27 protein-coding genes are annotated in these 24,558 nt (G+C 46.8%); 4 read left to right on the top strand and 23 right to left on the bottom strand.

Translation table 11 applies throughout. From position 1 onward, the window contains the following. Positions 1-59: 59 nt before the first annotated feature. Genes ACFVS2_RS00715 through ACFVS2_RS00690 form a run of 6 tightly spaced genes read right to left on the bottom strand, consistent with a single transcriptional unit; the run spans position 60 to position 4,933 of the window. Complete coding sequence (locus tag ACFVS2_RS00715; protein WP_390229821.1) at positions 60-1,241, bottom strand: thiolase family protein; 1,182 nt, start codon at positions 1,239-1,241, stop codon at positions 60-62. 27 nt (positions 1,242-1,268) lie between these two features. Next, on the bottom strand, positions 1,269-2,009 hold the full coding sequence (locus tag ACFVS2_RS00710) for an amino acid ABC transporter ATP-binding protein (protein WP_007724428.1): 741 nt from the start codon (positions 2,007-2,009) through the stop codon (positions 1,269-1,271). Positions 2,010-2,026: 17 nt separating this feature from the next. Then, entirely contained in the window at positions 2,027-2,692 is a 666-nt protein-coding gene (locus ACFVS2_RS00705) for an amino acid ABC transporter permease (protein ID WP_173620320.1), read from the bottom strand. A gap of 50 nt (positions 2,693-2,742) precedes the next feature. Continuing rightward, positions 2,743-3,561 carry an ABC transporter substrate-binding protein gene (locus ACFVS2_RS00700; protein ID WP_173620321.1) on the bottom strand — a complete coding sequence of 273 codons (819 nt, stop codon included), beginning with the start codon at positions 3,559-3,561 and terminating at the stop codon, positions 2,743-2,745. A gap of 44 nt (positions 3,562-3,605) precedes the next feature. Further along, a complete protein-coding gene (locus ACFVS2_RS00695; protein ID WP_173620322.1) occupies positions 3,606-4,268 on the bottom strand; it encodes a 3-oxoacid CoA-transferase subunit B in 663 nt (220 codons plus the stop codon). Then, entirely contained in the window at positions 4,268-4,933 is a 666-nt protein-coding gene (locus ACFVS2_RS00690; protein WP_390229815.1) for a CoA transferase subunit A, read from the bottom strand. Before ACFVS2_RS00690 ends, ACFVS2_RS00695 begins: the two co-directional genes overlap by 1 nt. 279 nt (positions 4,934-5,212) lie before the next feature. Between ACFVS2_RS00690 and ACFVS2_RS00685 the strand changes: the two genes are divergently transcribed. Both ACFVS2_RS00685 and ACFVS2_RS00680 read left to right on the top strand, forming a co-directional pair. Next, positions 5,213-6,634 (top strand): sigma-54 interaction domain-containing protein, encoded by a 1,422-nt coding sequence (locus ACFVS2_RS00685; protein WP_173620324.1) that lies wholly within the window; start codon positions 5,213-5,215, stop codon positions 6,632-6,634. After that, positions 6,631-6,846 carry a hypothetical protein gene (locus ACFVS2_RS00680; protein WP_390229812.1) on the top strand — a complete coding sequence of 72 codons (216 nt, stop codon included), beginning with the start codon at positions 6,631-6,633 and terminating at the stop codon, positions 6,844-6,846. The genes ACFVS2_RS00685 and ACFVS2_RS00680 overlap by 4 nt, the downstream gene beginning before the upstream one ends. 249 nt (positions 6,847-7,095) lie before the next feature. Here ACFVS2_RS00680 and ACFVS2_RS00675 read toward each other — a convergent pair whose 3' ends face one another. The 12 genes from ACFVS2_RS00675 to ACFVS2_RS00620 all read right to left on the bottom strand — a co-directional run bounded on the left by ACFVS2_RS00675 (position 7,096) and on the right by ACFVS2_RS00620 (position 17,144). Further along, entirely contained in the window at positions 7,096-8,463 is a 1,368-nt protein-coding gene (locus ACFVS2_RS00675; protein WP_390229809.1) for a D-serine ammonia-lyase, read from the bottom strand. A 22-nt stretch (positions 8,464-8,485) separates the two neighbouring features. Continuing rightward, the gene (locus ACFVS2_RS00670) at positions 8,486-8,800 is read right to left on the bottom strand and encodes a DMT family transporter (protein WP_390229806.1); all 315 of its coding nucleotides are present in this window, start codon (positions 8,798-8,800) and stop codon (positions 8,486-8,488) included. Next, positions 8,800-9,141 carry a DMT family transporter gene (locus tag ACFVS2_RS00665; protein ID WP_390229803.1) on the bottom strand — a complete coding sequence of 114 codons (342 nt, stop codon included), beginning with the start codon at positions 9,139-9,141 and terminating at the stop codon, positions 8,800-8,802. The genes ACFVS2_RS00670 and ACFVS2_RS00665 overlap by 1 nt, the downstream gene beginning before the upstream one ends. Before the next feature lie 48 nt (positions 9,142-9,189). Then, positions 9,190-9,966 carry an HAD family hydrolase gene (locus ACFVS2_RS00660; protein WP_390229800.1) on the bottom strand — a complete coding sequence of 259 codons (777 nt, stop codon included), beginning with the start codon at positions 9,964-9,966 and terminating at the stop codon, positions 9,190-9,192. A gap of 15 nt (positions 9,967-9,981) precedes the next feature. Then, positions 9,982-10,788 (bottom strand): DeoR/GlpR family DNA-binding transcription regulator, encoded by an 807-nt coding sequence (locus ACFVS2_RS00655; protein WP_390229797.1) that lies wholly within the window; start codon positions 10,786-10,788, stop codon positions 9,982-9,984. Between the two features lie 17 nt (positions 10,789-10,805). Then, positions 10,806-11,825: an ABC transporter ATP-binding protein gene (locus ACFVS2_RS00650; protein ID WP_390229794.1), complete on the bottom strand. Its 1,020-nt coding sequence runs from the start codon at positions 11,823-11,825 to the stop codon at positions 10,806-10,808. After that, positions 11,822-12,628 (bottom strand): ABC transporter permease, encoded by an 807-nt coding sequence (locus tag ACFVS2_RS00645; protein ID WP_390229790.1) that lies wholly within the window; start codon positions 12,626-12,628, stop codon positions 11,822-11,824. Before ACFVS2_RS00645 ends, ACFVS2_RS00650 begins: the two co-directional genes overlap by 4 nt. Then, entirely contained in the window at positions 12,625-13,467 is an 843-nt protein-coding gene (locus tag ACFVS2_RS00640; protein WP_390229787.1) for an ABC transporter permease, read from the bottom strand. Before ACFVS2_RS00640 ends, ACFVS2_RS00645 begins: the two co-directional genes overlap by 4 nt. Before the next feature lie 73 nt (positions 13,468-13,540). Beyond that, complete coding sequence (locus ACFVS2_RS00635) at positions 13,541-14,359, bottom strand: alkaline phosphatase family protein (RefSeq protein ID WP_390229784.1); 819 nt, start codon at positions 14,357-14,359, stop codon at positions 13,541-13,543. A gap of 11 nt (positions 14,360-14,370) precedes the next feature. Further along, positions 14,371-15,492 carry an ABC transporter substrate-binding protein gene (locus ACFVS2_RS00630; RefSeq protein ID WP_390229781.1) on the bottom strand — a complete coding sequence of 374 codons (1,122 nt, stop codon included), beginning with the start codon at positions 15,490-15,492 and terminating at the stop codon, positions 14,371-14,373. Positions 15,493-15,848: 356 nt separating this feature from the next. Then, on the bottom strand, positions 15,849-16,250 hold the full coding sequence (locus ACFVS2_RS00625) for a hypothetical protein (RefSeq protein ID WP_390229778.1): 402 nt from the start codon (positions 16,248-16,250) through the stop codon (positions 15,849-15,851). Positions 16,251-16,301: 51 nt separating this feature from the next. After that, positions 16,302-17,144: a deoxyribonuclease IV gene (locus ACFVS2_RS00620; protein WP_390229775.1), complete on the bottom strand. Its 843-nt coding sequence runs from the start codon at positions 17,142-17,144 to the stop codon at positions 16,302-16,304. A 323-nt stretch (positions 17,145-17,467) separates the two neighbouring features. Between ACFVS2_RS00620 and ACFVS2_RS00615 the strand changes: the two genes are divergently transcribed. Both ACFVS2_RS00615 and ACFVS2_RS00610 read left to right on the top strand, forming a co-directional pair. Further along, positions 17,468-18,061: a TetR/AcrR family transcriptional regulator gene (locus ACFVS2_RS00615; protein ID WP_173620327.1), complete on the top strand. Its 594-nt coding sequence runs from the start codon at positions 17,468-17,470 to the stop codon at positions 18,059-18,061. 62 nt (positions 18,062-18,123) lie between these two features. Further along, positions 18,124-19,371, top strand: a complete 1,248-nt coding sequence (locus tag ACFVS2_RS00610; protein WP_390229771.1) for an MFS transporter — start codon at positions 18,124-18,126, stop codon at positions 19,369-19,371. Positions 19,372-19,430: 59 nt separating this feature from the next. Here the strand turns inward: ACFVS2_RS00610 and ACFVS2_RS00605 are convergent, their stop codons facing one another. The 5 genes from ACFVS2_RS00605 to ACFVS2_RS00585 form a co-directional block, all read right to left on the bottom strand. Beyond that, positions 19,431-20,297: a universal stress protein gene (locus ACFVS2_RS00605; RefSeq protein WP_173620329.1), complete on the bottom strand. Its 867-nt coding sequence runs from the start codon at positions 20,295-20,297 to the stop codon at positions 19,431-19,433. 163 nt (positions 20,298-20,460) lie between these two features. Continuing rightward, entirely contained in the window at positions 20,461-21,522 is a 1,062-nt protein-coding gene (locus ACFVS2_RS00600) for an HD-GYP domain-containing protein (protein ID WP_173620330.1), read from the bottom strand. A gap of 120 nt (positions 21,523-21,642) precedes the next feature. Further along, positions 21,643-22,500 carry a patatin-like phospholipase family protein gene (locus ACFVS2_RS00595; RefSeq protein WP_390229767.1) on the bottom strand — a complete coding sequence of 286 codons (858 nt, stop codon included), beginning with the start codon at positions 22,498-22,500 and terminating at the stop codon, positions 21,643-21,645. A 110-nt stretch (positions 22,501-22,610) separates the two neighbouring features. Continuing rightward, a complete protein-coding gene (locus ACFVS2_RS00590; RefSeq protein WP_390229764.1) occupies positions 22,611-22,922 on the bottom strand; it encodes a hypothetical protein in 312 nt (103 codons plus the stop codon). A 46-nt stretch (positions 22,923-22,968) separates the two neighbouring features. Next, positions 22,969-24,531: a solute symporter family protein gene (locus ACFVS2_RS00585; RefSeq protein ID WP_390229761.1), complete on the bottom strand. Its 1,563-nt coding sequence runs from the start codon at positions 24,529-24,531 to the stop codon at positions 22,969-22,971. Positions 24,532-24,558 lie beyond the last annotated feature (27 nt).

Raw genomic sequence — 24,558 nt, 5'->3', positions numbered from 1 at the left:
CATGGCAAAAAGCCCCGACATATCCACGTTCGGGGCTTTTTCATTTGCACATGAGAAGTTTACATCGTCAAGTTTTCATAGATCACAGACATCCCCATGCCACCTGCCATGCACAACGTCACCATGCCATACTTCTCGCGTCTGCGCATCATTTCGTTCATCAACGTCACAGTCAGTTTGGCTCCAGTTGCTCCCACAGGGTGACCTAAGGCAATCGCGCCTCCATTGACATTCACCTTGCTCGTGTCCAGCTCCAAGCTTTTGATTACAGACAATGCCTGGGCGGCAAATGCCTCGTTCAATTCGATGAGTCCAATGTCATCCTGTGTCAATCCCGCTTTCTCCAATACCTTTTGCGTGGCGGGAACTGGTCCGATCCCCATCACGTCAGGTTCGACTCCTGCGCTGGCAAAAGCCTTTATTTTCACGAGCGGAGTCAATCCCGCTTCCTCCGCCTTTTCACGAGACATCATCAATACAGCGGCTGCACCGTCATTCATCGGACACGCATTTCCGGCAGTGATGGTTCCCTCTTTTTGAAAAACACTTTTCAGCTTAGCCAGCTCTTCCAACTTGATATCAGGGCGCACGGATTCATCCTGCGCAAAAACACGGGTGCCTTTGCGATCCTTGATTTCAATCGGTACGATCTCACTCTCAAACGTGCCCGCTTCGATTGCTGCTGCTGCTCTTACGTGACTCTCATAGGCATAACGATCCTGCTCCTCACGGGAAATACCGTACTGTACAGCCAGCCGTTCTGCCGTCATCCCCATATGCTCACCGGTCAGCGAGCAGATCAATCCATCGGATAAGAGAGCGTCCTCCATAGACAAATTGCCGAATTTGCTGCCCCAGCGGTTCTTCACGAGATAGGGAACACTGCTCATGGACTCTACTCCGCCCGCAATCACCACGTCCTCTTGACCTGCTGCTATGGCTAGCGCACCGTTGCCAATCGCCTTCAATCCTGAGCCACACGCTTTGATGACGATGTGACCATAGACATTGCGTGGAAATCCCGCTAGCTGCGAGCTGATACGTGCAGCATTGAGTCCTCCCCCATGTACGTATCCATTACCAAAAATCACTTCATTGACTTGTTCCTTCGGCAAATCAACTTTATTCATCAAGCCTTCCAATACTTGCCGCCCCAGCTCTGTTGCCGGTACGTCACGCAGGCTTTTCCCGAATGCACCCACTGCACTGCGCACACCCGCTACTATGACCACGTCTCTCATGCCACAGCTCCCTTTCGTTTTCTGCCATTACAATACACGGTTCAAAAATTCTCTGGTGCGCTCTTCTTTCGGATTGTTGAAAATTTCTTGGGGTCTAGCCATCTCGATGATCTTGCCTTGATTCATAAACGCAACCCAATCGGCCACTTCCTTGGCGAACCCCATTTCATGCGTCACAATAATCATCGTCATCCCTTCTTGCGCGAGCTGCTTCATTGTCTCCAGCACTTCCCCTACCAGCTCCGGATCAAGTGCTGAGGTTGGTTCGTCGAAGAGCATGATCTCGGGCTTCATCGCCAGCGAACGAGCAATGGCCACGCGTTGCTTTTGTCCACCGGAGAGGCTGGACGGGTAGGCGTCCGCTTTTTCAGAAAGACCTACCTTTTGCAGCAGCCGGAGTGCTTCCTGCTTCGTTTCTTCCTTGTCCGCTTTCTTGGCAATCAGCGGTGCCTCCATGATGTTTTCCAGAACCGTTTTATGCGGAAACAGATTGAAGTGCTGGAACACCATGCCTACCTTTTGCCGTACTTTGGTCAAGTCATCCTTTTTCGAGTCGATGCTTTTTCCTTCGATATAGATCTCTCCGCCATCCTTGATCTCCAGAAAATTAATGCATCGAATCAATGTGCTTTTCCCAGATCCACTAGCACCGATCAAGACGACAACCTCGCCCTTTCCGACTTGCAGGGTAACATCCTTGAGAACTTCCACTTTTCCGAAGCTTTTCTTCAAATTTTGCACGCGTATCATTTCTCTTTGCTTTTCCATCGTCTTTCCCCTCCGCTTTACGCCTCTCCTTTGGCCAGACGCTTCTCCATGATGTGGACCACATACGTAAACACCATGACAATAATCAAGTAATAAAGCGCCACAATCAAAAAGTACGTCATTTCATCAAAGGTTTCCGCTGACAAGCGACGGGCCAGTGAGAACAATTCATCCATGGCAATGAAAGCGGCCAGAGACGATTCCTTCAAAGACAAAATAAACTGGTTGCCAAGCGGCGGGATCGATCGTTTCATCGCTTGCGGCAAAATGATCCGACGCATGGTCTGACGAGCGGACATGCCCAAAGACAGACCTGCCTCCATTTGTCCTTTATCAATCGACTGAATAGAGCCCCGGAAAATCTCTGCGATATAGGCTCCGCTGTGAATCGCCAGGGCGAGCGCTGCCGACCAAAATTGACCGAGGTCAATGATTTTGTAAAAGCCGAAATACAAGACGAAAATTTGCACGATCAGCGGCGTACCGCGAATGATCATGATGTACGCATTGGCTACAAAACGTGCAATGGGAAGCTTGGATACCTTTAACAAGGCCACAAACAATCCGATAATCGATCCAACGATAACAGATGCGACCGTCAGCTGAAACGTCAGCAGTAACGGCTTCCAAAAAAACGGCAATGTTCGGAAAAACTCTTCTGTCAGATGGGCAAAACTCGGCACTTGATGCCACCCCTCACTCGTAATGGAATATACTTGTCATACCAAACTCACTATTCGGCTTTGCTGATGTCACGATTAAAGTACTTTTCGCTCAATTTGAGGTAGGTACCATCTTCCACCATTTGCTTGAGCACTTCGTTGATCTTGTTCAGCAATTCCGTATTTCCTTTGCGCACTGCGATTCCATGCTGGACTTCTGAAAGTGGCGTCCCGCTTTTCTTGAGCTTCAAGCCTTGCCCAATGGCAAGCTCCCCTACGACGCTATCTGTAATCACGACATCATGTTTTCCCTGCTCCAAAGCACGCAGAGCCGTTACATCGCTGTCATACGTTTTGATGTTATCCGTATACTCCCGCGCCATCTTTTCATGTGTAGTGCCGAGTGCAACTGCCACTTCTTTGCCTTTCAATCCTTCCAGCGTGCTAATGGTCCCATCGGGGCGAACGAACAGTTGACCACCGGACAAGTAGTACGGGTCTGCGAAATCAACCTGCTGCTTCCGCTCTTCTGTGATCACATGGCTAGCAATCGCCGCATCGTAGCGTCCTTCCTTTACCCCTGCGATAATGCCGGAAAAAGGCGATGTGACTGGCTTTGGCTCAAGACCCAAGCGCTTGGCGATCTCATTGCCGATCTCGACATCAAATCCAGTCAATTGACCATCCTTGAAGTAGCTGAATGGCTGATATTCACCGGAAGCCGCGTATACAAATACCCCTGCCTCTTTTGTCATGGACGATGCATTTCCAGCAGTTGCCCCACCCGCTTGACCTCCCGCACTGTTAGTGGAAGCGCCTTGGCTACATCCGCTTACAAGTAGTGACAACGAGAATACGACTCCTGCGATTGTTTTCATTGTTTTTTTCATCTGTTCCATCCCCCAATTCTTTTTGTTCACGCTTACATTTTTCATTACTCTACCATTTGTAAATTTTCTGAAATCATTAGCGGTGCTCCGGTATTCGTAATGACATTTTCCAAGGTGTACGGGTACATTACCTCTGTCAAAAGCAAGCCTCTTTGCGTGACCTCGATAACGGCCCTCTCGGTGATAATGAGATCGACGCAGCCCTTTGCCGTCAGCGGCAATGTGCACTCCCTGCGAATTTTGGGCTCACCTGCCTGATTGACATGGCTCATGAGCACGATTACTTTTTTGGCGTAGTAGGCCAGCTCCGCTCCTCCACCAATTCCATGAACGCGTGAGCCAGGAACAATCCAGTTTGCCAGATCTCCTCGGCGATTCACCTGCAAAGCCCCGATAAACGCTGCATCCAGCTTTCTTCTTCGGATCATGCCATACGCTATGGTGCTGTCGAAATACGATGCCCCCGGTACTACGGTAACAGGTGCTCCACCTGCGTTGGAAATATGCTGGTCCTCTTCTCCCTTTAACGGCGTAGGTCCGACTCCCAAGATTCCATTCACCGAGTGAAACATGACTTGCCATTCATGCGGGATAAAATCAGCGACGAGCTCAGGTATCCCAATCCCCAAGTTCACTGCCATTCCGGGAGCGACCTCTTTGGCTGCACGCCACGCAACCATATTTCGCTGATCCACTTCCAACCCCATTAGCTGTTCCCTCCGCCACTTACCACGATATAATCCACAAAAATGCCAGGCGTCACGATTTTATCCGGGTCCAGCTCTCCTGCCGGAACGATCTCCTCCACCTCAGCGATCGTGATATCTGCGGCCATCGCAACTAGTGGATTCAAATTTCTTGCCGCCTTGTCATAAACGAGATTACCGTAGGTGTCCGCCTGTTTCGCATAGACGATTCCTACCTCCGCTGTAAGAGCAGCTTCAACCTGACAAGTTCTTCCGGCAAAGGCAAACGGCTCTGCTCCTTCCATTCGCTCTCCTCTCACATGCGCATCTACAACGATTCCCGGAATGCCAACACCTCCTGCCCGAATCTTTTCTGCGAAAATTCCTTGTGGACAAAATGTCACTTCCAGCATTCCGTCCATCATTTGTTGACCTGCTTCGGGATTGGAGCCAATATGTGTGGTTATCAGCTGCCTCACCCGTCCATGACTGATCAGCTTTCCGATTCCGAGTTCCGGATACCCCGCATCAATTCCGATGAGTGTCAAGCTTTGCACGCCTTTGTGCAAGATCGCATCAATCAAGTGCGCCGGGGAGCCAATCGTGCCGAATCCGCCATACATCAGCCGGGTGCCATCTAAAACATGCTCCACTGCTTGTTCGTGCGTCACCAGTTTTGATAACATCGCATGCTTCCTTATCTCTTATTCTTGGGTAAATCGCTTACGTCCAACTATGTAATAGCAACTCTTGTGCCAAGCCTCAAAACGGCAAGAAAACGCAATCAAGCTAAAAGCAACCCTCTCTTGGTGAGTCGAAGTAGACTCACTTTTGAATCGAAAAGTAGGAAAAGTCTAACTTTTTTATTGAATCTATTTCGACTCAATTATTTTTAAATTCGATTCACTATACAACGATCAATTTCATCTTGTACAATCAGTTGAAAAACCGGGGAGCTACTCAACATGGAAAAAGCTGCGGAGATACTAGCATTGTCTTCTGTTGATCGTTTTATTGACATCCTGAACACACTGGCAGATGGCATATTCATTGCTGATGCGCAGGGAACTACTTTATGGTTAAACAATGCCAGTGAAAACCTGTGTGGTCTACCAAAAGCCGAACTCATCGGGCAAAACGTATCCGACCTCGAAGAAATGGGGATTTTCAGTCCTTCAGTTACCCGCTTGGTTTTAGAAACGGGAAAACCGACCACAACCATTCAACTCGTCAATAGTAAAGGGAAGTTCCTGGTGACCGGGCATATCATCCCGGATGAGGATGGGAGACCGGAGCTGATCGTTTCCCACTCACGTGATATCACAGAGGCAGCCCGTGCCAGTTCGCAGCTGGAAGAGACGGTCGCTTTGCTTAAGCGGTACAGCGAAGAGATTCAGCTCATGAAGTGGGAAGCGAGCCAGAGCTCTTCTCAAACCATGATTGGCAACAGTCGTTCCTATCTCGCCCTGTTGGAATTAATGAAAAAAGCAGCCCCTGTCGACACAACTGTGTTTATTACGGGTGAAACAGGCGTAGGAAAAAGCTATCTTGCGGAGCAAATCCACCAGTTGAGCGGACGAAGAAGCGGGCCGTTCGTCCACGTCAACTGTAGCGCCATTCCCGAAACCTTGATCGAATCAGAGCTGTTCGGCTACCACAAAGGGGCATTTACGGGGGCGAGTCACTCGGGGAAAATCGGATTAGTGAAAATGGCGGACAAAGGGACGCTTTTCTTGGACGAAATCAGCGAGCTTCCCTACCACTTGCAATCGAAATTATTGCTGCTCCTGCAAAACAAAACGTTTATGCCAATCGGCGGCACCAAAACATACACAGCTGACATCCGCATCATAACGGCAACCAATGCCAATCTTCAGGAGCTCGTGCGGTTGGGCAAATTCAGACACGACCTGTACTATCGCCTTAATATTTTGCCAATCAATGTTCCGCCATTACGGGAGAGAAAGGACGATATTTTCCCGTTACTCCACCATAATTTACAGCGATTCAATAGCAAGCATAACCAGAAACGGCGTTTTTCCCCGGAAGCGCTGGATGTTTTGCATCAATACGAATGGCCTGGGAATGTGCGGGAGTTGGAAAATTTGGTAGAGCGGATCGTCATCACGTCCAAGCTGGATGAAATCCAAGTCAGCGATTTACCAGAAGAACTGCGGAGTATTCGGGAGCTGGAGGAAGGGATTCTTTCACTCGGTTCTCTTTCTCTTACCGAGCGGATGGAGAAAATTGAGATGGAATTTATTCTGCAAGCATTGCGCACACACAAAACGACACGCAAAACAGCAGCGGCCCTCGGCATTACCCAGTCTCTTCTCATGCGTCGGATTAAAAAGTATGGGATTCAACTGGATTTTGAGGAAGAGTGATTGAGAAACTTGGAAAAGGCCTGAGTCAACATAGTGGAGGAGAAGAAAAAGCGCAGTTCTCTTCGACTCTGACACGCCCGCAAGAGAGATTGACTGTCCGTCTCCACTTCAAAAAGGGGACCGTCGAGCAAAAGCCACCCTACGGGCGGAAGATTCTCAAGGAAGAAGTGTTCGACAAGCGTGGTCCCCTTTTTGAAGTTCCGACTGGGTAGGCGTTGTCAAGGTCTGCGAGTCCTGCGCTTTTTCTTCTCACCAGCTTTGTTGGTTCATCGATACCTTTTAAAAAACTTAGGAAGAAGATCCTCCTTATCAGAATTAGTATAATGCTGCAATATCCCGGGATCTATTAAGATAGCTATCGAGAATTTCCCGACCTGGCGGGTTGCGACTACCAATCCGACTCCCCTGCGACAGTGGAGTTTATCCTGTACAGCCAGAATTACTGGGGCAAAATAAAAAGTTTACCTGCTGCCCTTTGATAAAAGCAGCCCTTTCTCGTAATATTCTTTCATTATTTCTGGCGGTACCATGTTTCCACCGGTAGCCCAAATAATATGTGTACTTTGATTCATTTTCGAATCCAGATGATTCTTTGCGAGAAATTGTTTGCCTGTTTCGGTTCCAATCAGATTGACGGGACCTAGCATTCCTGCCAAGGCAGACGGTTCAAGCTTTATGTTTTCGATATCAGTCAGCGCTTGCAATAGTAGATGCAACGAATCGTCATCAATCGTATATATTCCACTAAGTAAGGACTCCATGGTCTTGCCGACAAAGCGTGAAGGTCTGCCCACTGCAAGGCCATCCGCTTCTGTTCGGTTATCTATACCGAAGTCATGCACACAGACCTGGTTATGCATTCCGGTCAATAAACCTAGCAACATGCATGGGGAATGGGTAGGTTCAGCAAAGAAGGGATGTACATGATCCTTGTACAATAATTTTAATCCAAACGTGATGCCTCCTGGCCCCCCGCCTACACCACATGGGAGATACACGAACAGTGGATTTTCCTCATCAACAATGACCCCTAACTCATCCAATTGTTTCCGTAATCTTCCGGCTGCGACGGCGTACCCTAAAAAAAGATGCTTTGAATTCTCATCGTCAATAAAATAGCAGGTTGGATCTTCTTCCGCCTGTTTTCTTCCTTCCTCTACTGCTTTGCTATAGTCCGACATATATTCAATAACCGTTACGCCTTTGCTTCTAAGCAAGTCTTTTTTCCACTGTTTTGCGTCGGCTGACATATGAACGGTCACGTTAAATCCCATTCTGGCACCCATAATGCCTATGCTTAACCCCAGGTTCCCAGTAGAGCCAACAGCAATGGAATACTGAGAGAAAATTTGCCTAAACCTTTCCGAGTCGATCATCTCATAGGAATCATCCATCGTAAGCATGTTATGTGCAAATGCCAGATCTTCAGCGTGTTTCAGCACTTCATAAATTCCGCCCCGGGCTTTAATTGATCCTGAGATGGGGAGATGGCTGTCACACTTCAGCAATAATCTCCCTGGGGTCTCTTGCTTGTAACGTTCCGCCATGTATCTTTGCATATTGGGAATTGGCATAATGGGTGATTCTATGATTCCATTTGTCCCTTTTGTTTCCGGAAATACCTTCGCGAGATACGGCGCGAATCTCAACAATCTCTCCTCTGCATCCTTTACATCCTCTGCTCCCAACGAACAGGGATCTCCCTTTTGTAAGCCATGAGATGGATTTGACCAGAAAACCTTTTTGGTTGAAATGATATCTTCCAACAGAGGATGCTCGGCAATCCAGTGATTGATCGTTTTTCCTGCGATCAGCTTATCTGCTCTCATATACTTCTCTCCTTCCGAAATGTCAAGATACTATCTTTAAACCGACTGCTGCAAATAAAATCATACTCATGCAGATCATTCGACGCCAATCTCTTGATTCCCCGTATCCTATCATGCATACGATTGTACTGCCTACTGTCCCTATTCCAGTCCAGAGTGCGTACGCGGTCCCCATCGGAATGGTTTTCATGGCAAGGGAAAGGAGTAAAAAACTTAACGTAAAACCACTAACCAACACAATCTTTGCCCTCCAGCCACCACCTACATTTACATGATGAATACTGGTTACGCTCACCACTTCACATACACCAGCCAAGAGTAGATATGCCCATCCCATTATGCGGCTTCTCCTTTTGTGTCCATGTCTTTGGTGATTACCTTTAAGCCGACGATTCCTGCTAACAGAATGAGAATCAAAAGTAATTTTATCCACTTGAACGGCTCTCCGAAAATAAGTATTTCTATCACTACTGTTCCCATTGTTCCAATGCCAGTAAAGACTGCATAGGCCGTTCCCAGTGGCAATTGTTTGGAAGCACGGATCAAAAAATCAAAGCTAAGGAAGATTGCTACAATCGTACCTAGCCACATCCACCCGTTCGATGAATGTTTCAATCCAATTACCCATAACACTTCAAAAAAACCAGCGACAAGAATGTATACCCAATTTCCATTCATACGTTCATCTCCCCAGCGACAGCTCCTAAAAAACAACATCACTCGCATTTAGCGAATGATGCTGTTTTCCCATATCAAGCATCCATCTTCTCGAACGATGTCTCCAACGGAGTGCAACAGGATATCGGCCAATTCTTCCAATTCACGTGTTCCGCTTACACCGGAGAGCACTCCAACCGCAAGACCAGCCGTCCCATTTCGGGCAAGCAGAAGATCTACTACCGTATCCCCGACAACAGCTACTTCAGTCGTATCCAACTGATGTTTTTCACAGAATGCATAAAGCATGCATGGATCCGGCTTTTTATCATAGTGATCCGATGTTCCAATGAATTCAAAATAATCATGAATTCCCAGGCTTTTCAAACCGTAAACAGTTGATTCCCAATCATCTGCCGTTGCAATTCCTACCTTCATTCCCATGGACTGGAGCTGTGCAAACAGTTTTTTCAAATCAGCAGTCGGCTTTATTTGAGCAGCGCTTGATTTGGTGAGTTCATATAGTTTTTCTGGAATCCAGGACTCCAATTGTTTCAGTCGGTCCGCCCTCACATGTTTATCCTGAAGCAATTCAGAAAAGGCTTCATAAATGTCACAGGATGTACCGCTGGCGAGAATTCCCTTTGGATCTACCTGAGTCTCCCTTAATCCGATCACTTTCAACAGTTCTTGTTCTAACAGGCGATCATCTGATAATCCCAAATCATCAAGCAATTGAGTAACCAATTGTCTGGCTACTGGAACAAAGAAAGCATGAAAATCCAGTAACGTACCATCCTTGTCAAAAAGGATTCCTTTAATCTGACCCAATTCTAATGCACCCAACCTTTCTGCCTCTCTTTACGATGCTGCGGAATTACCTTCTTGTTCGTTTCCTGCTGTTATCCATTCAATGCTGTCTATTTGCTTTTTCCATGCTGCAGGCATATCTTGATCACACACAATCACATCAACCCCATGTATAGGTGAAACCTTGCAAAAAGCTTCCATTCCGAGCTTTGAATGATCTACGAGAATGACAGCCTCCTTCGCCACTTCGATCATCTTCCTGGAAATTGATGACTCTTCGAGATCGTACTCTGTAATACCATTCAAAGAGATTCCACCTGGAGAAATGAAGGCTTTGTTTACATGAAATACCTCTAACATTTTCTCGCAAATGGTCCCTGCACTTGAGTGCTGATCCACGTTTAACGCTCCTCCCAATAGGATTACATTCCCGTGGAAAACTCCTTGGTACAACGAATCCAATAAGACATTAGCTGTGGGGAGGGAATTCGTTAAAATGTTGAGGTTCGTCAGACCGCGAATCGCATGCGCCAGTTCCACGATCGTGGTGCCGCCACCAAGTACGATCGTATCTCCATTTTGGATCAATTGTACCGCACGTTTTGCGACTTGCTGTTTGGACTCGATCATAATACTTTGCCTTTGTACAAAAGGAGGCTCTCCCAGTTCAAAATTGCTTTTGACCGCCCCACCATGCACGCGTTTTAATAAACCTTCCTTCTCCAGAAGATCAAGGTCTCGACGAATTGTCTCCATGGAAACATTAAACAATCGAGACAATTCAGATGCGTTCACCTTTCCAGTAGATTGCAACTGATCAAGAATGGTTTTTTTTCTCTCTACAGCCTGAATCGACATCGGGACTCACCTTTCTGTTAAAGTAATATGCACTCTTTTTCCGGTATCCAGGCTTGAACCTGCATGCCTACTGTTAAAGATGAGGTTTGAGGCACGTTCAGTTCGTCAGCATGTATCAAGCAATCATTCGCCTGAATTTCATAACGACGTACGTTTCCTTTGATGGTTACACTCATGACAGATCCGTTTACCCAATAACCTGATGTTTTCATCTTGGAAGGAATACTGCTGTCAAATAATCCGATTACTTCGGGCCTAACAGCATAGGTTCCTGCTTGAAGCGACTCCCCCGTTAATCGATAAATGTCTTCGTGAGTTAATACGTTATAGCTGCCGATAAAGCGGGCTACAAATTCGTTTTTAGGAGACGCATAAATATGCTCCGGTATTCCACTCTGTACAATCTCCCCTTGGTCCATCACAAAGATCCGATCTGAAATGGTCATCGCTTCTTCTTGGTCATGCGTTACAAAGATCATCGTCATTTGTAAATTCTTCTGAATGTTTCTGAGTTCCATTTGCAGGCTTTTGCGGATTTTTGCGTCGAGTGCGCTTAGTGGTTCATCCAGCAACAATATATCTGGTTCTGTCACGATCGCTCTCGCAAGCGCTACGCGCTGTTGCTGTCCTCCGGAAAGTTCGTGCGGATAGGCTTTTTCTTTTTCTGACAGATGAATCAGCTCAATTACCTGACGCACTTTTCTTTCTGTTTGGTTCTTGTCCATTTTTTGCATTTTCAATCCAAAGGCGATATTATCAAATACCGTCATATTGGGAAACAATGCATACGATTGAAATACCATCCCGACATTCCGCTTTTGGGGAGAGAGGTTGGTAATGTTCGTATCATTGACTGTGATCGTTCCGCTGTCTGCTGTTTCCAATCCGGCAATGCAACGGAGCAATGTACTCTTTCCGCATCCGCTCGGACCAAGCAATGTGATGAATTCACCCTTTTCAATCTGAAGGGAGACCTGCTGAAGCACGGTAGTGCCAGCATAATTTTTTTCAACCCTTTCAATCTGTACATAACTCATGACACCTTCTCCTTTGTCTTTCCATTTTGAAGTCTTGATCCCAGCTTCAACATCACCAGCGAACTGATCAGAACGATCACAAAATACGTTATCACAACCGCACTGGACAAATGCCCATTTTCTTTAAGGCGTTTCATCAAATAGATTTGGATCGTTTCAAAATGCCCGCCTACGAGAATATTAGCCAAGACAAATTCTCCGAACAAAATCGAAAGAGATAATAGAGACGAAACAAGAATTCCTGGAATAATGTTAGGCACTATCGCTTTGACGAAAGCTTTCCATTTACTTGCCCCCAAAATCTCTGCGGCTTCGATCAGCCTCTTGACATCAATCGTTCTCAAGCTGTTTCGAATCCCTTGATACATGTATGGCAAAATCAACACATAATAAGCTCCAACGATGATCCATACGGTTCCCGTCAGGACAATCGGCTTGCTGGAATACATTTTGATCAGTCCCACAGCAGCTACCACACCTGGAATGGCATACGGAAGCATCACTAGCGCCTGGATAAAACGTTCCCATTTTGGAAAATAGACGGTGATCGTAAAAACAGCCATCACCATAGTAATCATGCTGACGAATAGAGCCAGAATACAGATCAGCACGGTTCTTCCCATCGCCAGGATAAAGCGCTGATCGGAAAACAGCTCTTGGTACCATGAGAGCGTAAAATCTGAAGGCAAGATCGTATTCGCCCACGTATTGGATATCGAGTACAAAAATGTTGCGGCCAAAGGTAGGAAAAGATACATCCCTACCACGAAGATGACAAGATAGTGGATTGATCCTTTTTTCATTGCAAATCTCTCCTAACCCGACGCATCATTCGTTCGTTAAACCACATCGCTCCAATCATCATCAAGCCCAAGATGACAGCCAACGCGCTTCCCAAATGGGGCTGGCTGATAGCATCTCCGCTTACTAAAGCACCGATACGTATCGGCACGATATTATAACTGCCTCCTACTAACGCATAGGCGGTTGCATACGCCCCCATTGCATTTGCAAAGAGGATACTAAACGTACCGACAACGCCTGGAAAAATCACTGGAAGTCCGATATGCCACCAAAATTGCAATGGAGAAGCTCCCAAGAGAGCGGCAGATTCACGCCAGGATTTTTGGATGCCAGAATATGTCGGGTAGAGCATCAGTATCGCTAATGGTATTTGAAAATAGACGTACACCGCTACGAGTCCACTCCAGCTATATAAATCAAAGGAGGAGAGTATATTCCAACCTAGTTCCTTGGATAACAAGGTAAATATCCCGCTGCTTCCAAGTAAAATAATGTACGCAAAGGCAAGTGGAATTCCGGAAAAATTGGATGTCATATTAGAGAATGTGATCATGATCGTTTGAATCTTTTTTGGCATTTGTGTAATGGAATAAGAGGTGACCAGGGCAATTACAATCCCAATCAGACTGGAATACAAGGATATCTGCAAACTATTGAGTATTCCTTTAAAATAATAGGGATTTGTCAAAGCTGTTACATAATGATCCCAGCTGTATGCATCATCAGACTGAAAGCTGTCGAGGATCATTCCGATGAGAGGCACGATTTCAAACGTAATGATCAGCACGACAAAAGGCAGTAGTGCAAACACGGAGAACCACGTTATCTTCTGTTTCATTTGGACAACTCCTGGCTTTAATTGGGGAAGACCATTCCCTTCTAGCAATGGTCTTCCTGTGATTGGTTCAGATTTAAACGATCATTCCTGAAAAATCATAATCGATCATCACTTCAGACTTAGAAATTCCAAGCAACTGGCAAATAAATGGCGCCATTGCAAGCTGCGGGATCACCTGCTCATGATAGCCCGGCTTCACTCGTTCACCAATGATAAACAAAGGAACATCCCGCTCATCACCACCGGTACCACCGTGATCCCCATCCGTATTCATCCCGTGGTCTGCCGTAATGACGATTTGGTATCCTTCCTGCGACCATACAGGGATCAACTCAGCTAAATAGCTGTCCATTTTAATAGCAGATTTTCGATACTGTTTCGAATCTGATCCGTATAGGTGTCCTGCATTGTCAACACCCATGGTATGGATATAGAGAAAGTGAGGGTCATGTTTTCTGCGCAGAGCTTCAGCGTCCAACAGAAGGTGAGAATCCGGATAGAAATCGTCGTAATAAAACGAACCGTATTGTATGACCTTAGACTCATCCGCCTGGTGGCGATCAACAAATTTGTCAAATGGAGCCCGGTTGTAAAGCTCGCTTACCCAATAAAAAGCGGTTGCTGCATTGCGCATCCCAAATTCTTTTGTCAGATGAAACAGGCTCTTTTGGGTAGACAGCCGGACCGTGTCATTACTTGTGATCCCATTAACTGATGATGGGGTACCAGTCAACAGCACCTCATAAAGAGGTCTCGACATACTTGGCAGTTCGGACTTTACTTTGTACGAAGCCGCTTTATTCAGTTCAACCAGATGGTTTACATAGCCCATTTGGGAAGTGGCAACTTTATGCTGCAAGCCGTCAATCACGACCATAATCACTTTGTTCATATCAAATCCTCCTATTGTACGTTGACTAATACCTGTTCTTGCCACATTTGAGGAAGCCGTTTTGCTGTTTCTGCCCAGACTTTGTAGTCATTGATCGGCTTTGCATTTTGATACTGCTCGGACGGAATCATTTTTTTCATTACATCTTCCGGCAACTTTACATTTACTCGAATTGGTCGAGCATAGCCTTTGGCCAAATTGATTTGACCTTCATCACTCAAAATGTACTCGCGGGCAAGCATCGCTGCATGCGGATGCGGCGCATATTTATTGATAATGGTTGTATAACCGCTGACAACACTGCCCTCTTTTAGAATCGATACTTCGTAACGGTTTGGATCGATTTTGTCCCGGTACCCCAAAGCCGAAAAATCCCACAAAAGCGCAACTGGCACTTCACCTTTCTCTAGGTTGGTTGGTTTTACATCCATCGATGCTAGCCGGCCTTGCTTCGCCAACTCCGCAAAAAAGTCCAAACCAGGTTGGATATTTCCTTCATTTCCGCCGCGTGCCATGGCGGCTGCCAAAACGGTCATTTGTGCCTGATTCGATACGGCAACATCGTCCATAACTACTTTATAGTCGCCTTTTAGCAGATCATCCCATGATGTAGGTGGGTTATTGACAAGCTTCTTGTCTGTGAGAACCGCGATCGTTCCCTGATAAGCAACTGTCCAGTGACCCTGATCGTCTTTTGCCCAGTCAGGAATGTCGTTCCAATAGGATGTTTTGTATGGAATTGTCACCCCTTTTTCGACTGCGACAGGGCCAAATGAGATGCCGACATCCCCAATATCCGCTGTTGGATTATCCTTCTCAGCTTCAAATTTTGCGATTTCTTCTGCACTAGACATATCTGTATCGGTGTGCTGCAACCCATATTTCTTGTCAAGATCAGTCCAGGTATCCTTCCAGTTCGCCCACCCGTCTGGCATTCCTAAACTCACAACTTTTCCTTCTTTTTTCGCCAGATTGGTGATCTCTACGAGCGACAGTTCTTTTCTTGGGTGTTCCGCTGTTGCATCTGATGCCGTATTTGGAGTGGCAGTATTTTGTTGACCTCCACATCCCGTAATGGTAATTGTCATTAAACCCATTGCCAGTACTGTTTTCAGAGCCGTTATTCTTATCACTTCGTTCCCCTCCGATTTGCGATTCATGTGCGTTTGATTGCGATTCGCTACATCAATAATATAAAATCGCAATATTAACCACACATGAATGTATTTTGTTTTAAAGATTAATTTCATGTAAATAGAGGATGAACAAATAAGAAAACCCGGAGCGAATGTGCAGCGACAATAAAGTTTTAGACTGAATAATAAAGTATTGAACCGGATAAAAATGATTTATTTAGCGATAGTCGAAAACAACCAAAGAGGTTACGGAGTATGAACTTGACCAAAGTAAGACAAATCCAGAAGGCCATAGAAATCAGTAATAGAAAAAAAAGGAGCGCTATCTCATAGCGCTCCTTTTCATTCTTGGATTACTCTTCAATCTTCTTTGCTTTTTTGCCGAACCACGTATTGGTAACCAGCTCGACGACTTGCTTCGGCAGTGATTGTGGTGCTTGTATTTCTGTTCCAGCCTTGTCCACTGTGCGGTACAGCAAAGCTTTGTCATCCGCTGGGTCTGACATGGTTTGTAGTGTCCACTCACCGATTTGTCCGGCGTTTGTCCACTCCTCGATCATCAGCTGATACTCTCCCGGAGCCAGCTCGATGTAATCCTCGTCTGTCACATCCACAATAGCATATCCATCATGCTCGATTTCAGCATCGTATGTATTTCCGTTCGCCCCTTCGTACAGAGCGAGCTCTTCCGGGTTGTTCAAGTTTTCTGTAAGATGAGTAAAATCCGCAATCGTCACCTTAATACGCTTTTTCATAGCTACCCCTCCCGTGTTGAACACATCATTTCACACTCTACCACAACATGGTCAGCCCTGCCAATTGTCTCTGAGCAGACGAACATGTTTGATTTCTTCGCTATGTCCCCCTTCTGAGCCTCTCGCCGTTTCCAGAACGATGGGAAGTCCTTGCAATTCGGGTGTTTGCAAAAAAGCGGCAATAGCTGCATCACCGATCATCCCTTTTCCGATGGAGGCATGCCGGTCTCGAAAGGAACCACTCGGATAAACGGAATCGTTCAGATGAACGGCACGCAAGCTCGTAAAATAATCGAGCTCTCGCATCCGATCAGCTACTTCCCCCCAATCATTCCCTTTCCACAATCCGCTGGCAAATGCATGACACGTATCCAGGCAAAAGCCTACCTTCTGTGGCTCAGCAAACAATTGTCGAACCTGCGTAAGCTCTTCGAGTGTCGTGCCCATCCGGTTGCCTTGTCCGGCATTGTTTTCGATTAACAGCTGAGCCTTTCCATTCCAGCCATCCAGTATTTGATTGACCATCTGGATCATGATTTTGTAACCGGTAAGAACATCGGCGCCTTTATACTGGCCAAAGTGAACGACCACGCCCAACGCTCCACAAGCTTCGGCAATTTCAAGGTCATTTCGTACGGAGCCCACTGTGACGGCGAATAGCTCCTGCTCCTCGACGCAAAGATTCACCGGGTATGGCGTATGAGCAATCGACAGCATACCGTTTTGCTGACAAAAGGCGCGACACCGCTCTGCATCCCGGGCATCGAATTGCTTGACACCTAAACTTCGCGGGTTTTTCGGGAAAAATTGAAAGGATAACGCTCCTTCTTTGTAGGCAGTTCTCGCCGCCTCCTCGTACCCATGACGAATACTGACATGACAACCGATTTCCAAGGCAATCCCGCCCTTCTCTCGCTTCCTTTCATTGCTTGTTCAAAAAGTCGTCTTTTCAGCACCAAGAAAGTGGTGTGAACCTGAAAAAGGAGGCGCGGAATGTAGGAAACCTACATGAGCACCGGACTTTGAAGGTGAACGCCGCTTTCGACGCCGAATAGACTTTCAGGACGACTCCGTGATCAAAAGACGACTTTTTGAAATACCTCTATCATTTTTCCCTCTGACCCTTCTTCTCAATCGAGCACTTGCGCTTCCCTGTCAGATCGAATAAACTTAAAACTAAACCGAACGTTCAGTCTAGAAGAAGGAGTTTTTAAAAAATGTCAAAGCGTCGTCTCGATGGGGAGAAAACCAAACAACATATCGTAGAGAAAGCCACCGAGTTATTTTCTCAGAAAGGCTATTCAGCCACTTCCATTGAGGACATTTGCCAAGCAACTGGAGCGAGTAAGGGCAGCCTCTATTATCACTTCAAAAACAAGGAGCAGTTGTTCCTGTATTTGCTTGAAAAGCAGTACAACGAATGGGTAGATCTGTGGCAGGAAAAAGAAAAAGAATTCGAGACATCCATCGATAAGCTGTACGGCTTAGCTGCTTTTTTCTTGGAGGATTTTTTGTCCCACCCTTTAAAAAAAGCAGGCGAAGAGTTCTCCGGTAGCCAGCTCGCCGATCCAGTCATTTTGGAACAAGTGCTGGAAATGCTCGGTTCTACGTATACCCTCTATACTTCCCTCTTCCAAGAAGGAATCGACCGAGGCGAGTTCGCCCCATGCGATCCCGAAGAAATGGCGATGATATTGGAAGGGCTCATGAACGGAATCATTAACGTAGGTTATCAAATGGAAGACGAACGTCTTCATGCTCTTCTGAAGAGGAGCATTGACGTTTTGCTGCATGGCATTGTTGCCAAGTAGCATTTTTTTCACCTTTAATTAGACCGGACGTTCGGTATAACTTTTCGGGAGTGAAATGACCTATGAAAGGTCTTTGGGGAAACAAAGTTTTTCTCACTGTCTTTATCAGTGATACATTAGAAAATATCGGTATATGGATTCGTAACATGGCCTTGCTCTACTATGTGATGGAGACGAGCGGCAACAATCCAACTGCCGTATCGCTTTTGACCGCTATCGAACTTGCGCCAATCTTGGTTTTTTCGATTATTGGCGGAGCATTGGCTGATCGCTGGAATCCGAAGCGAACGATGATAGCCGGGAACCTGTTGAGCGCCCTCTCTGTTTTAGTCATCGTGTATTTACTCTGGCAAGGGATGTGGATCGCTGTATTCTTTGCGACATTTATCTCGGCTGTCGTGTCACAGTTCTCCCAGCCTTCTTCTGCCAAGATGATGAAGCGTCATATTCCTGATGAGCAAGTTGCAGCAGCTGTGTCTATTTCACAAAGTACGGGTTCTATTTTTCTACTGGTTGGCCCGATTGTCGGAACCTTTTTCTTTGAACATTGGGGCATCTACCCTTCCCTGTTAACGATGGCTGGCCTATTCTTCGTCTCGGCACTGATCCTCTTGACACTCCCTGCCTCATCTGCCACCGCACCAGAGGAAGATGGAACTCTCCTTTCTGAGATTAAAGCAGGTTTTGCCTATGTAAAAAAGCGACCAGCCTTGCGCGGGCTCGCCATTACCTTTTCGTGTCTGGGGCTATCCTCGGGTTTTATTAATTCGCTGGAAGTTTTTGTCATCACGGATCGTCTTTTACTCTCCAAGGAAGCCATTCAATGGTTTAACGCGTTAGACGGATTGGGTATGCTGTTGGGCGGCATTTTGGCTTCTGTTTATCTGGAACGCCTGAATGGTCGCTGGGTCATTACAGGTGGATTGATATTCTTCGCTCTCTCCGTCGCCGTAGAAGTTCTCTCTGTATGGATATACCTAACCGCAGCGATGCGCTTTTTCACCGGAATCGGGATGGCATTTTTACAGATCGTGATCAGTATGTTCATGATCAAGCTCGTGGATGAAGCGTATATCGGACGGGTAAATGGAACGATTTCACCGCTCATGGTCGGACTCATGATGATCGGTTCCTTTGTTGCAGGTCCGCTCATGCAGATGACTTCGTTGATTATGGTCTTTCTAATAGCATCTGTAATCCTTCTGCTCGCTGCATGGGGATGTACTCGAATCAAGTGGGATTCGGCAGAGGTTACACAAGATGGAGCTAACCATCTTCTCGAACAAAAACAAGCGCAAACTCTATCATAAGAGAATGCGCCCAAGCAAAAAAGCTGTCCACTAAGCGGACAGCTTTTTCTAGCAAAATGCTATGTTTTCACAATGAGGAGTGGTGTTTTCGTACGATGAATCGTTTTAAATGTAACACTGCCAAGCAGCGTACCTGCAACTGCACCTTGGCCATGATGACCGAGCACAACCAGTCCTGCGTCGATTTCTTCAGCCGTCTGGCGGATCACAGTAGCTGGGTCTCCAACCACGACCTTGCTTTCAAAAGGAAGCGATGCAGCTTCAAGCATCTCCTCGCAAGGTTTTAGCGTTTCACGTCCCCAACCTTCGAGGGTATTCATGTTATCCCAGCCTACGCCATACACTCCTGCGTATGTGACTGGTGGGATGACAACGGACAAGAGTGTATATGATACATCCGGTAGGTGCTGCCCCATCTCGATGGCTTTTTTCGCAGCTTCCATCGAATGATCGGAGCCATCTACTGCAATAAGTACTTTATTCCAAGGGAAGCGGCTCTCATCTGTCTCCTCCGCAATGAGGAAGACTGGGACTTTGACATCGTGTAGTGTCGGATAGCTGACGCTTTGCAACAGGAAGCCTGTAATGCGACCGTAACCATGTGTACCCATTACGATGGCAGCATAGTCATTCGCTGCGTGCTTCGCAATGACTTCATGCGGCTCTCCGAACTCAATCTCCAGTTCATACGAGATTCCGGCTTCTTCTACGATCGCCAGGAATTTTTTCAGATCATCTCTTGCTTCATCCAATTGAAAATCTTCAACGACATCTCGTCCCAACCTTCTGACAACATTGCGTGAAGGGAACGGCGAAATGGCATGAAGCAATGTGATATCATGCTTATTTTTGGCGTAGGCCAGCGCGAAGCGGACCGCCTGAATGGACTGCGCAGAGAAATCGACAGGGACTAGAATACGGGACATAATGACACGTCCTTCCTCTTTTTCATCTGGCAAATGTGGTGTAGCTCTATGTACCCATCTGCCTTGAGTCCATTGTAGACCTGTGAGCCCTACGTGTATGTAGGGGTTTTCCCTGATCTTGGTAGGGATATTCCCTGATAGGGAGTCCTATTCTTTCAATGTCTTAGTCCATGACAGCAGTGATAAAAATAGTTGGCTTTTCACTCAAATCAATGTCCGTGATCTCATGGTCATCCACCATCCGCCGATTCGCCTGCTGGTCTCTTCGAATGACCCGAACGACTGGGCGCGAAGGCAAGCCTCTATTTTGGTCAATGATCACACCGATCTCTCCTGTCGACAGCTTCAGCGAGGTTCCTGTCGGGTACAAGGCAATCGAGCGCAAAAAGTGAATGACCATTTTATGGTCAAAGCGCTTCTCCGCGAACCCCATAACTTTTTCGCAAGCCTCATACGCAGGTAACGTCTCTTCTTCCTCTGAAAAAGGAGAGATGAGATTATCATAGTAGTTACAAATCGCAACAATCTTGGCGAAATCATGAATCTCATCGCCAGTCAATCCTCGTGGCTGCCCACTACCATCCACCCATTCATGATGTTGCAAAGGAACGTGTGCAGAGACAATGCTCATCTCATGTTTTTTTCGCAACAGATCAAAGCCCAGCCACGTATGATGATTGGTCTTGCTGTTCTTTTTGTAGGCTGGGGCTTCCTTGTCGACTGACAGCTTTCCAATGTCATGTAAAAGGGCTCCGATGGCGAGCTCTTTTAATTGAGCCGTATTATAGCCTAATCCTACGCCCATTACTGTCGCCATCATGCACACATTCAAGGAATGAATGTACATAGCGTTGTCGGTCGTGCGAATTTCTCCCAGATTCAAGAGCACGCGGCGATTTCTCAAAGTTTCGTCGATAATACTTCCCACTGATTTTTGAATACCGCGGACATCAAAATTTTTTCCAGTCTGCACACACGAAATCGCTTGTGACAGATTGCGGATTGCGTCCTTCCGAGTGGTCTCTGTGACGACCTCCTGCTCTTTCACTTCATCGAGCAGCGGGTCTTTGATGCTTAACATCGTGACGCCAAACCGCCGCAATTTATTAATCATTCCGACAGTCAGCTGGACACCTGTATGCAAGAGCGTCAAGCCCTCGCTTGTATAAATGCTTCGAGCCAAAACGTCTCCTGGCTCTACTAGGTCTACATTCACATATTTCATAGGGTATTTCCTCCTGATTCCATCCTCCCCTGATGCTTCTTCCCTATCTTTGCTTTGGAAAAACCTGTTTCGCATGATTTTGCCGAAAAAACATCCACGGGACAGCTGTCTCCTCATTTTTCACCTGTTCCTTCCAAGACCAAGCCAAGTACAAAGCTCAGAAAATTGGGTACGTGCATCCTGGTAGCCTTGTCTGTAAAAATGCTCCAGCTTCTCCTCTTGACGTTCAAAGCCTCGTAGAAAGGTACCCATTGGTGGTGCGATAACAAACGCTCTGCCTTCCTTCTGCATCTCTTTGACCTGCTCAATTGCCTCGCAATAGATGCGAAAATGACGAATGAATGCTTGACACAAGCTCATACTTCTAGAAAAAAGACGCTCGACACGCGAAAGCCGACGCATCCACTCACTTGGCGGACAAGAAGAAGTCAGCACAATAATATGTTTTTGATTGCCATCAAGCATGGACTTCATGAAAGGTACCGGATGCACGATGCCTCCATCCCATAGCTTACGTCCGTTGATCGTAACCTTGGGTGATAGAAACGGAAGACTGCACGAAGCCCGAATCACATGGAAAATATCCTCACAGTCGGCTTTCGTAAAGTAAACGGCTTCCCCTGTCGCGCAATCCGTTGTGACGACGACAAACTGTTCCTTCGCTTCGTGAAACCGATCAAAGGCGAACGGCTCCAGCTTGTATGGCATCTCATTGAAAATAAAATCCATGCCAAACAACGAGCGCTTCGTGATCAAATTTTTATAGTGAAAGTACCGGGGATCGTGAATGTATTTCGTATGATAAATCTTGCCCAATCCGCGTTGCCTCGCCAAGTATGCCGCTCCATTGCACGCACCTGCTGACACGGCAATCACATACGGGATGTAAAGCTCCTGCTCCATAAAGTAATCCAGAACGCCAGCGGTATAAATCCCACGGCTTCCCCCGCCCTGCAAAACGAGCCCGACCTTTTCCATACCAATCACCCATTTTGATGTCGTTTACCCGTAGTATGAATGGTTGCCCAATGAAACATGCAGGGCGGGATCGTGCGAATCAAAAAACGACCCTCAAACGGGGTCGCCACTCAGTCGTCTTTTTTCATCATGCTGTACTGATCACGGACCATTGCTACGTTTTCCCCTTGCTGCGTCAACTCCAGCTTATAGAGGATATCGGTAAGCACCGCAGCATAAATCAAGGTTAATTCCCCGGTATTAACCGGCTCTCGAAAGTAGCTCCCGATCATCTCATAGCCTTTTCGCTTATAGGATTCGGTATCTTCCTCTTCCAGTGCTTCACATAGCTCTTCAATCAGATCATCCAGTGCCAGCCTTGCGCGTTCATAGACATCTGGCTGGTCATGTGATAATGCGTCTGACTCTTTCGTCGTACCCACTTACCCCTCCTCCTTCTACTCCTAGAGTGGGGCACGTGGAGAGGCTTTATGCAGATTCTTGTTCCGTTTTCTTCGCAGGTGGAACTCGGATTCCTGTCAACGCCTGAAACAGTACGCGTTGGTACTTCATTTCGGCATCTGGATCAGGCCGATCCAATAGTGTCCCGAGCACAGCACCTAAAAAGCCGAGTGGTATGGAGACCAATCCGGGATTCGTCAGTGGAAAAAGGGGCTCCGCACGGATAAGTCCGGTGAGGGGATGCATAACAGTCGGTCCTAAAATGACAAGGACTACTGATGCCGTTAACCCTGTCAGGACGCCACAAATCGCTCCTCTCACGGTAAACCGCTTCCAATACAACGTAAACAACAGCAGTGGCAAATTGGATGATGCGGCTACCGCAAACGTCAGCGCAACGAGAATCGCCACGTTCATTTTTTCTGCACCGATAGCCAGCCAAATGGAAATCACGCCCACTGCCACTGACGAAAGCTTTGCCATAGTGACCTGTTCTTTTTCTGATGCGCCCCCTCGTCTGATCAAATGACTGTAGACATCATGCGCGAACGCAGAAGAGGCAGAGAGCACAAGTCCTGTCACGACTGCCAATATCGTCGCGAAGGCAACAGCAGCAATATACGCCATCAAAAACTCTCCACCGAGAGCATCTGCCAAGAGCGTGACGGTCAGATTCCCCCCGAAACCCACATTTTTCAATGCCTCGTAGCCTACAAACGTGCTCGCCCCGAATCCGAGAAAGACCGTCATCAAATAAAAAGCGCCGATGACCCAGGTAGCGGTGTAAATCGAATTTCGAGTCGTCTTTGCGTCCTTGACTGTGAATAACCGGGAGATAATATGGGGGAGTCCGGCGGTACCGAGAATCAAGGCCAAATGCAGGGAGATCGTTTCCAGCGGATCATGAAGTTGATTACCCGGCTGTAAGAACTGTTCCTGCAGAGGTGTAATCGTACTCACATGTGAAAACATTTCGGAGAAGCTCCAATCAAAACGGGCAAACACGATCAGACTTAGGATCAATGTCCCTGTCAGGAGCAAAATCGCTTTAATAATCTGAACCCAGGAGGTCGCCACCATCCCGCCGAACACGACGTAAAATGTCATCAGGCTCCCGACAATCAAGACAGCCGTATCGTAACGCACTCCCAATAAATAATGAATGAGGGCACCTGCCCCAACTAATTGCGCCAACATGTAAAAAATCGTAATTAATAGAGTCGTACAGGCAACAACGCCACGCAGCCAAAGACTGTCAAACCTGACGGCAATCGCGTCTGCCAACGTATAACGCCCCAAATTATGCAACGGCTCCGCAACTAAAAACAAAATAATCAGATAAGAGACAAAAAAGCCAATCGCATACACGAACCCGTCAAAGCCGTACATCGCAATCGTTCCCGCAATCCCCAAAAACGAGGCAGCACTCATGTAATCGCCTGCGATGGCAATGCCATTTTGTAACCCGTTCAAGCGATTTCCTGCTGCATAGAAGTCTTTCGTCGTCCCCGTCTGTTTGGCAGCCGAATAAGTGATGGCCATCGTTCCGATAATGACGGCAAGGAAAAAGATGATCGTCGTCACGGACAATACCTCTCCCTTCTTGCATAAATAAAA

Source organism: Brevibacillus sp. NPDC058079, assembly GCF_042885155.1.
In the GTDB taxonomy this organism is placed as follows: Bacteria; Bacillota; Bacilli; order Brevibacillales; family Brevibacillaceae; genus Brevibacillus.
This window is presented reverse-complemented; position numbering and strand designations above follow the sequence as displayed.

Bases quoted from the DNA above. Each gene is read 5' to 3' on its own strand.
- ACFVS2_RS00715 (WP_390229821.1), bottom strand. From the start codon at position 1,241: ATGAGAGACGTGGTCATAGTAGCGGGTGTGCGCAGTGCAGTGGGTGCA.
- ACFVS2_RS00710 (WP_007724428.1), bottom strand. From the start codon at position 2,009: ATGGAAAAGCAAAGAGAAATGATACGCGTGCAAAATTTGAAGAAAAGC.
- ACFVS2_RS00700 (WP_173620321.1), bottom strand. From the start codon at position 3,561: ATGAAAAAAACAATGAAAACAATCGCAGGAGTCGTATTCTCGTTGTCA.
- ACFVS2_RS00695 (WP_173620322.1), bottom strand. From the start codon at position 4,268: ATGGGGTTGGAAGTGGATCAGCGAAATATGGTTGCGTGGCGTGCAGCC.
- ACFVS2_RS00690 (WP_390229815.1), bottom strand. From the start codon at position 4,933: ATGTTATCAAAACTGGTGACGCACGAACAAGCAGTGGAGCATGTTTTA.
- ACFVS2_RS00685 (WP_173620324.1), top strand. From the start codon at position 5,213: ATGGAAAAAGCTGCGGAGATACTAGCATTGTCTTCTGTTGATCGTTTT.
- ACFVS2_RS00675 (WP_390229809.1), bottom strand. From the start codon at position 8,463: ATGAGAGCAGATAAGCTGATCGCAGGAAAAACGATCAATCACTGGATT.
- ACFVS2_RS00670 (WP_390229806.1), bottom strand. From the start codon at position 8,800: ATGGGATGGGCATATCTACTCTTGGCTGGTGTATGTGAAGTGGTGAGC.
- ACFVS2_RS00665 (WP_390229803.1), bottom strand. From the start codon at position 9,141: ATGAATGGAAATTGGGTATACATTCTTGTCGCTGGTTTTTTTGAAGTG.
- ACFVS2_RS00655 (WP_390229797.1), bottom strand. From the start codon at position 10,788: ATGTCGATTCAGGCTGTAGAGAGAAAAAAAACCATTCTTGATCAGTTG.
- ACFVS2_RS00650 (WP_390229794.1), bottom strand. From the start codon at position 11,825: ATGAGTTATGTACAGATTGAAAGGGTTGAAAAAAATTATGCTGGCACT.
- ACFVS2_RS00645 (WP_390229790.1), bottom strand. From the start codon at position 12,628: ATGAAAAAAGGATCAATCCACTATCTTGTCATCTTCGTGGTAGGGATG.
- ACFVS2_RS00640 (WP_390229787.1), bottom strand. From the start codon at position 13,467: ATGAAACAGAAGATAACGTGGTTCTCCGTGTTTGCACTACTGCCTTTT.
- ACFVS2_RS00635 (WP_390229784.1), bottom strand. From the start codon at position 14,359: ATGAACAAAGTGATTATGGTCGTGATTGACGGCTTGCAGCATAAAGTT.
- ACFVS2_RS00625 (WP_390229778.1), bottom strand. From the start codon at position 16,250: ATGAAAAAGCGTATTAAGGTGACGATTGCGGATTTTACTCATCTTACA.
- ACFVS2_RS00615 (WP_173620327.1), top strand. From the start codon at position 17,468: ATGTCAAAGCGTCGTCTCGATGGGGAGAAAACCAAACAACATATCGTA.
- ACFVS2_RS00610 (WP_390229771.1), top strand. From the start codon at position 18,124: ATGAAAGGTCTTTGGGGAAACAAAGTTTTTCTCACTGTCTTTATCAGT.
- ACFVS2_RS00605 (WP_173620329.1), bottom strand. From the start codon at position 20,297: ATGTCCCGTATTCTAGTCCCTGTCGATTTCTCTGCGCAGTCCATTCAG.
- ACFVS2_RS00600 (WP_173620330.1), bottom strand. From the start codon at position 21,522: ATGAAATATGTGAATGTAGACCTAGTAGAGCCAGGAGACGTTTTGGCT.
- ACFVS2_RS00595 (WP_390229767.1), bottom strand. From the start codon at position 22,500: ATGGAAAAGGTCGGGCTCGTTTTGCAGGGCGGGGGAAGCCGTGGGATT.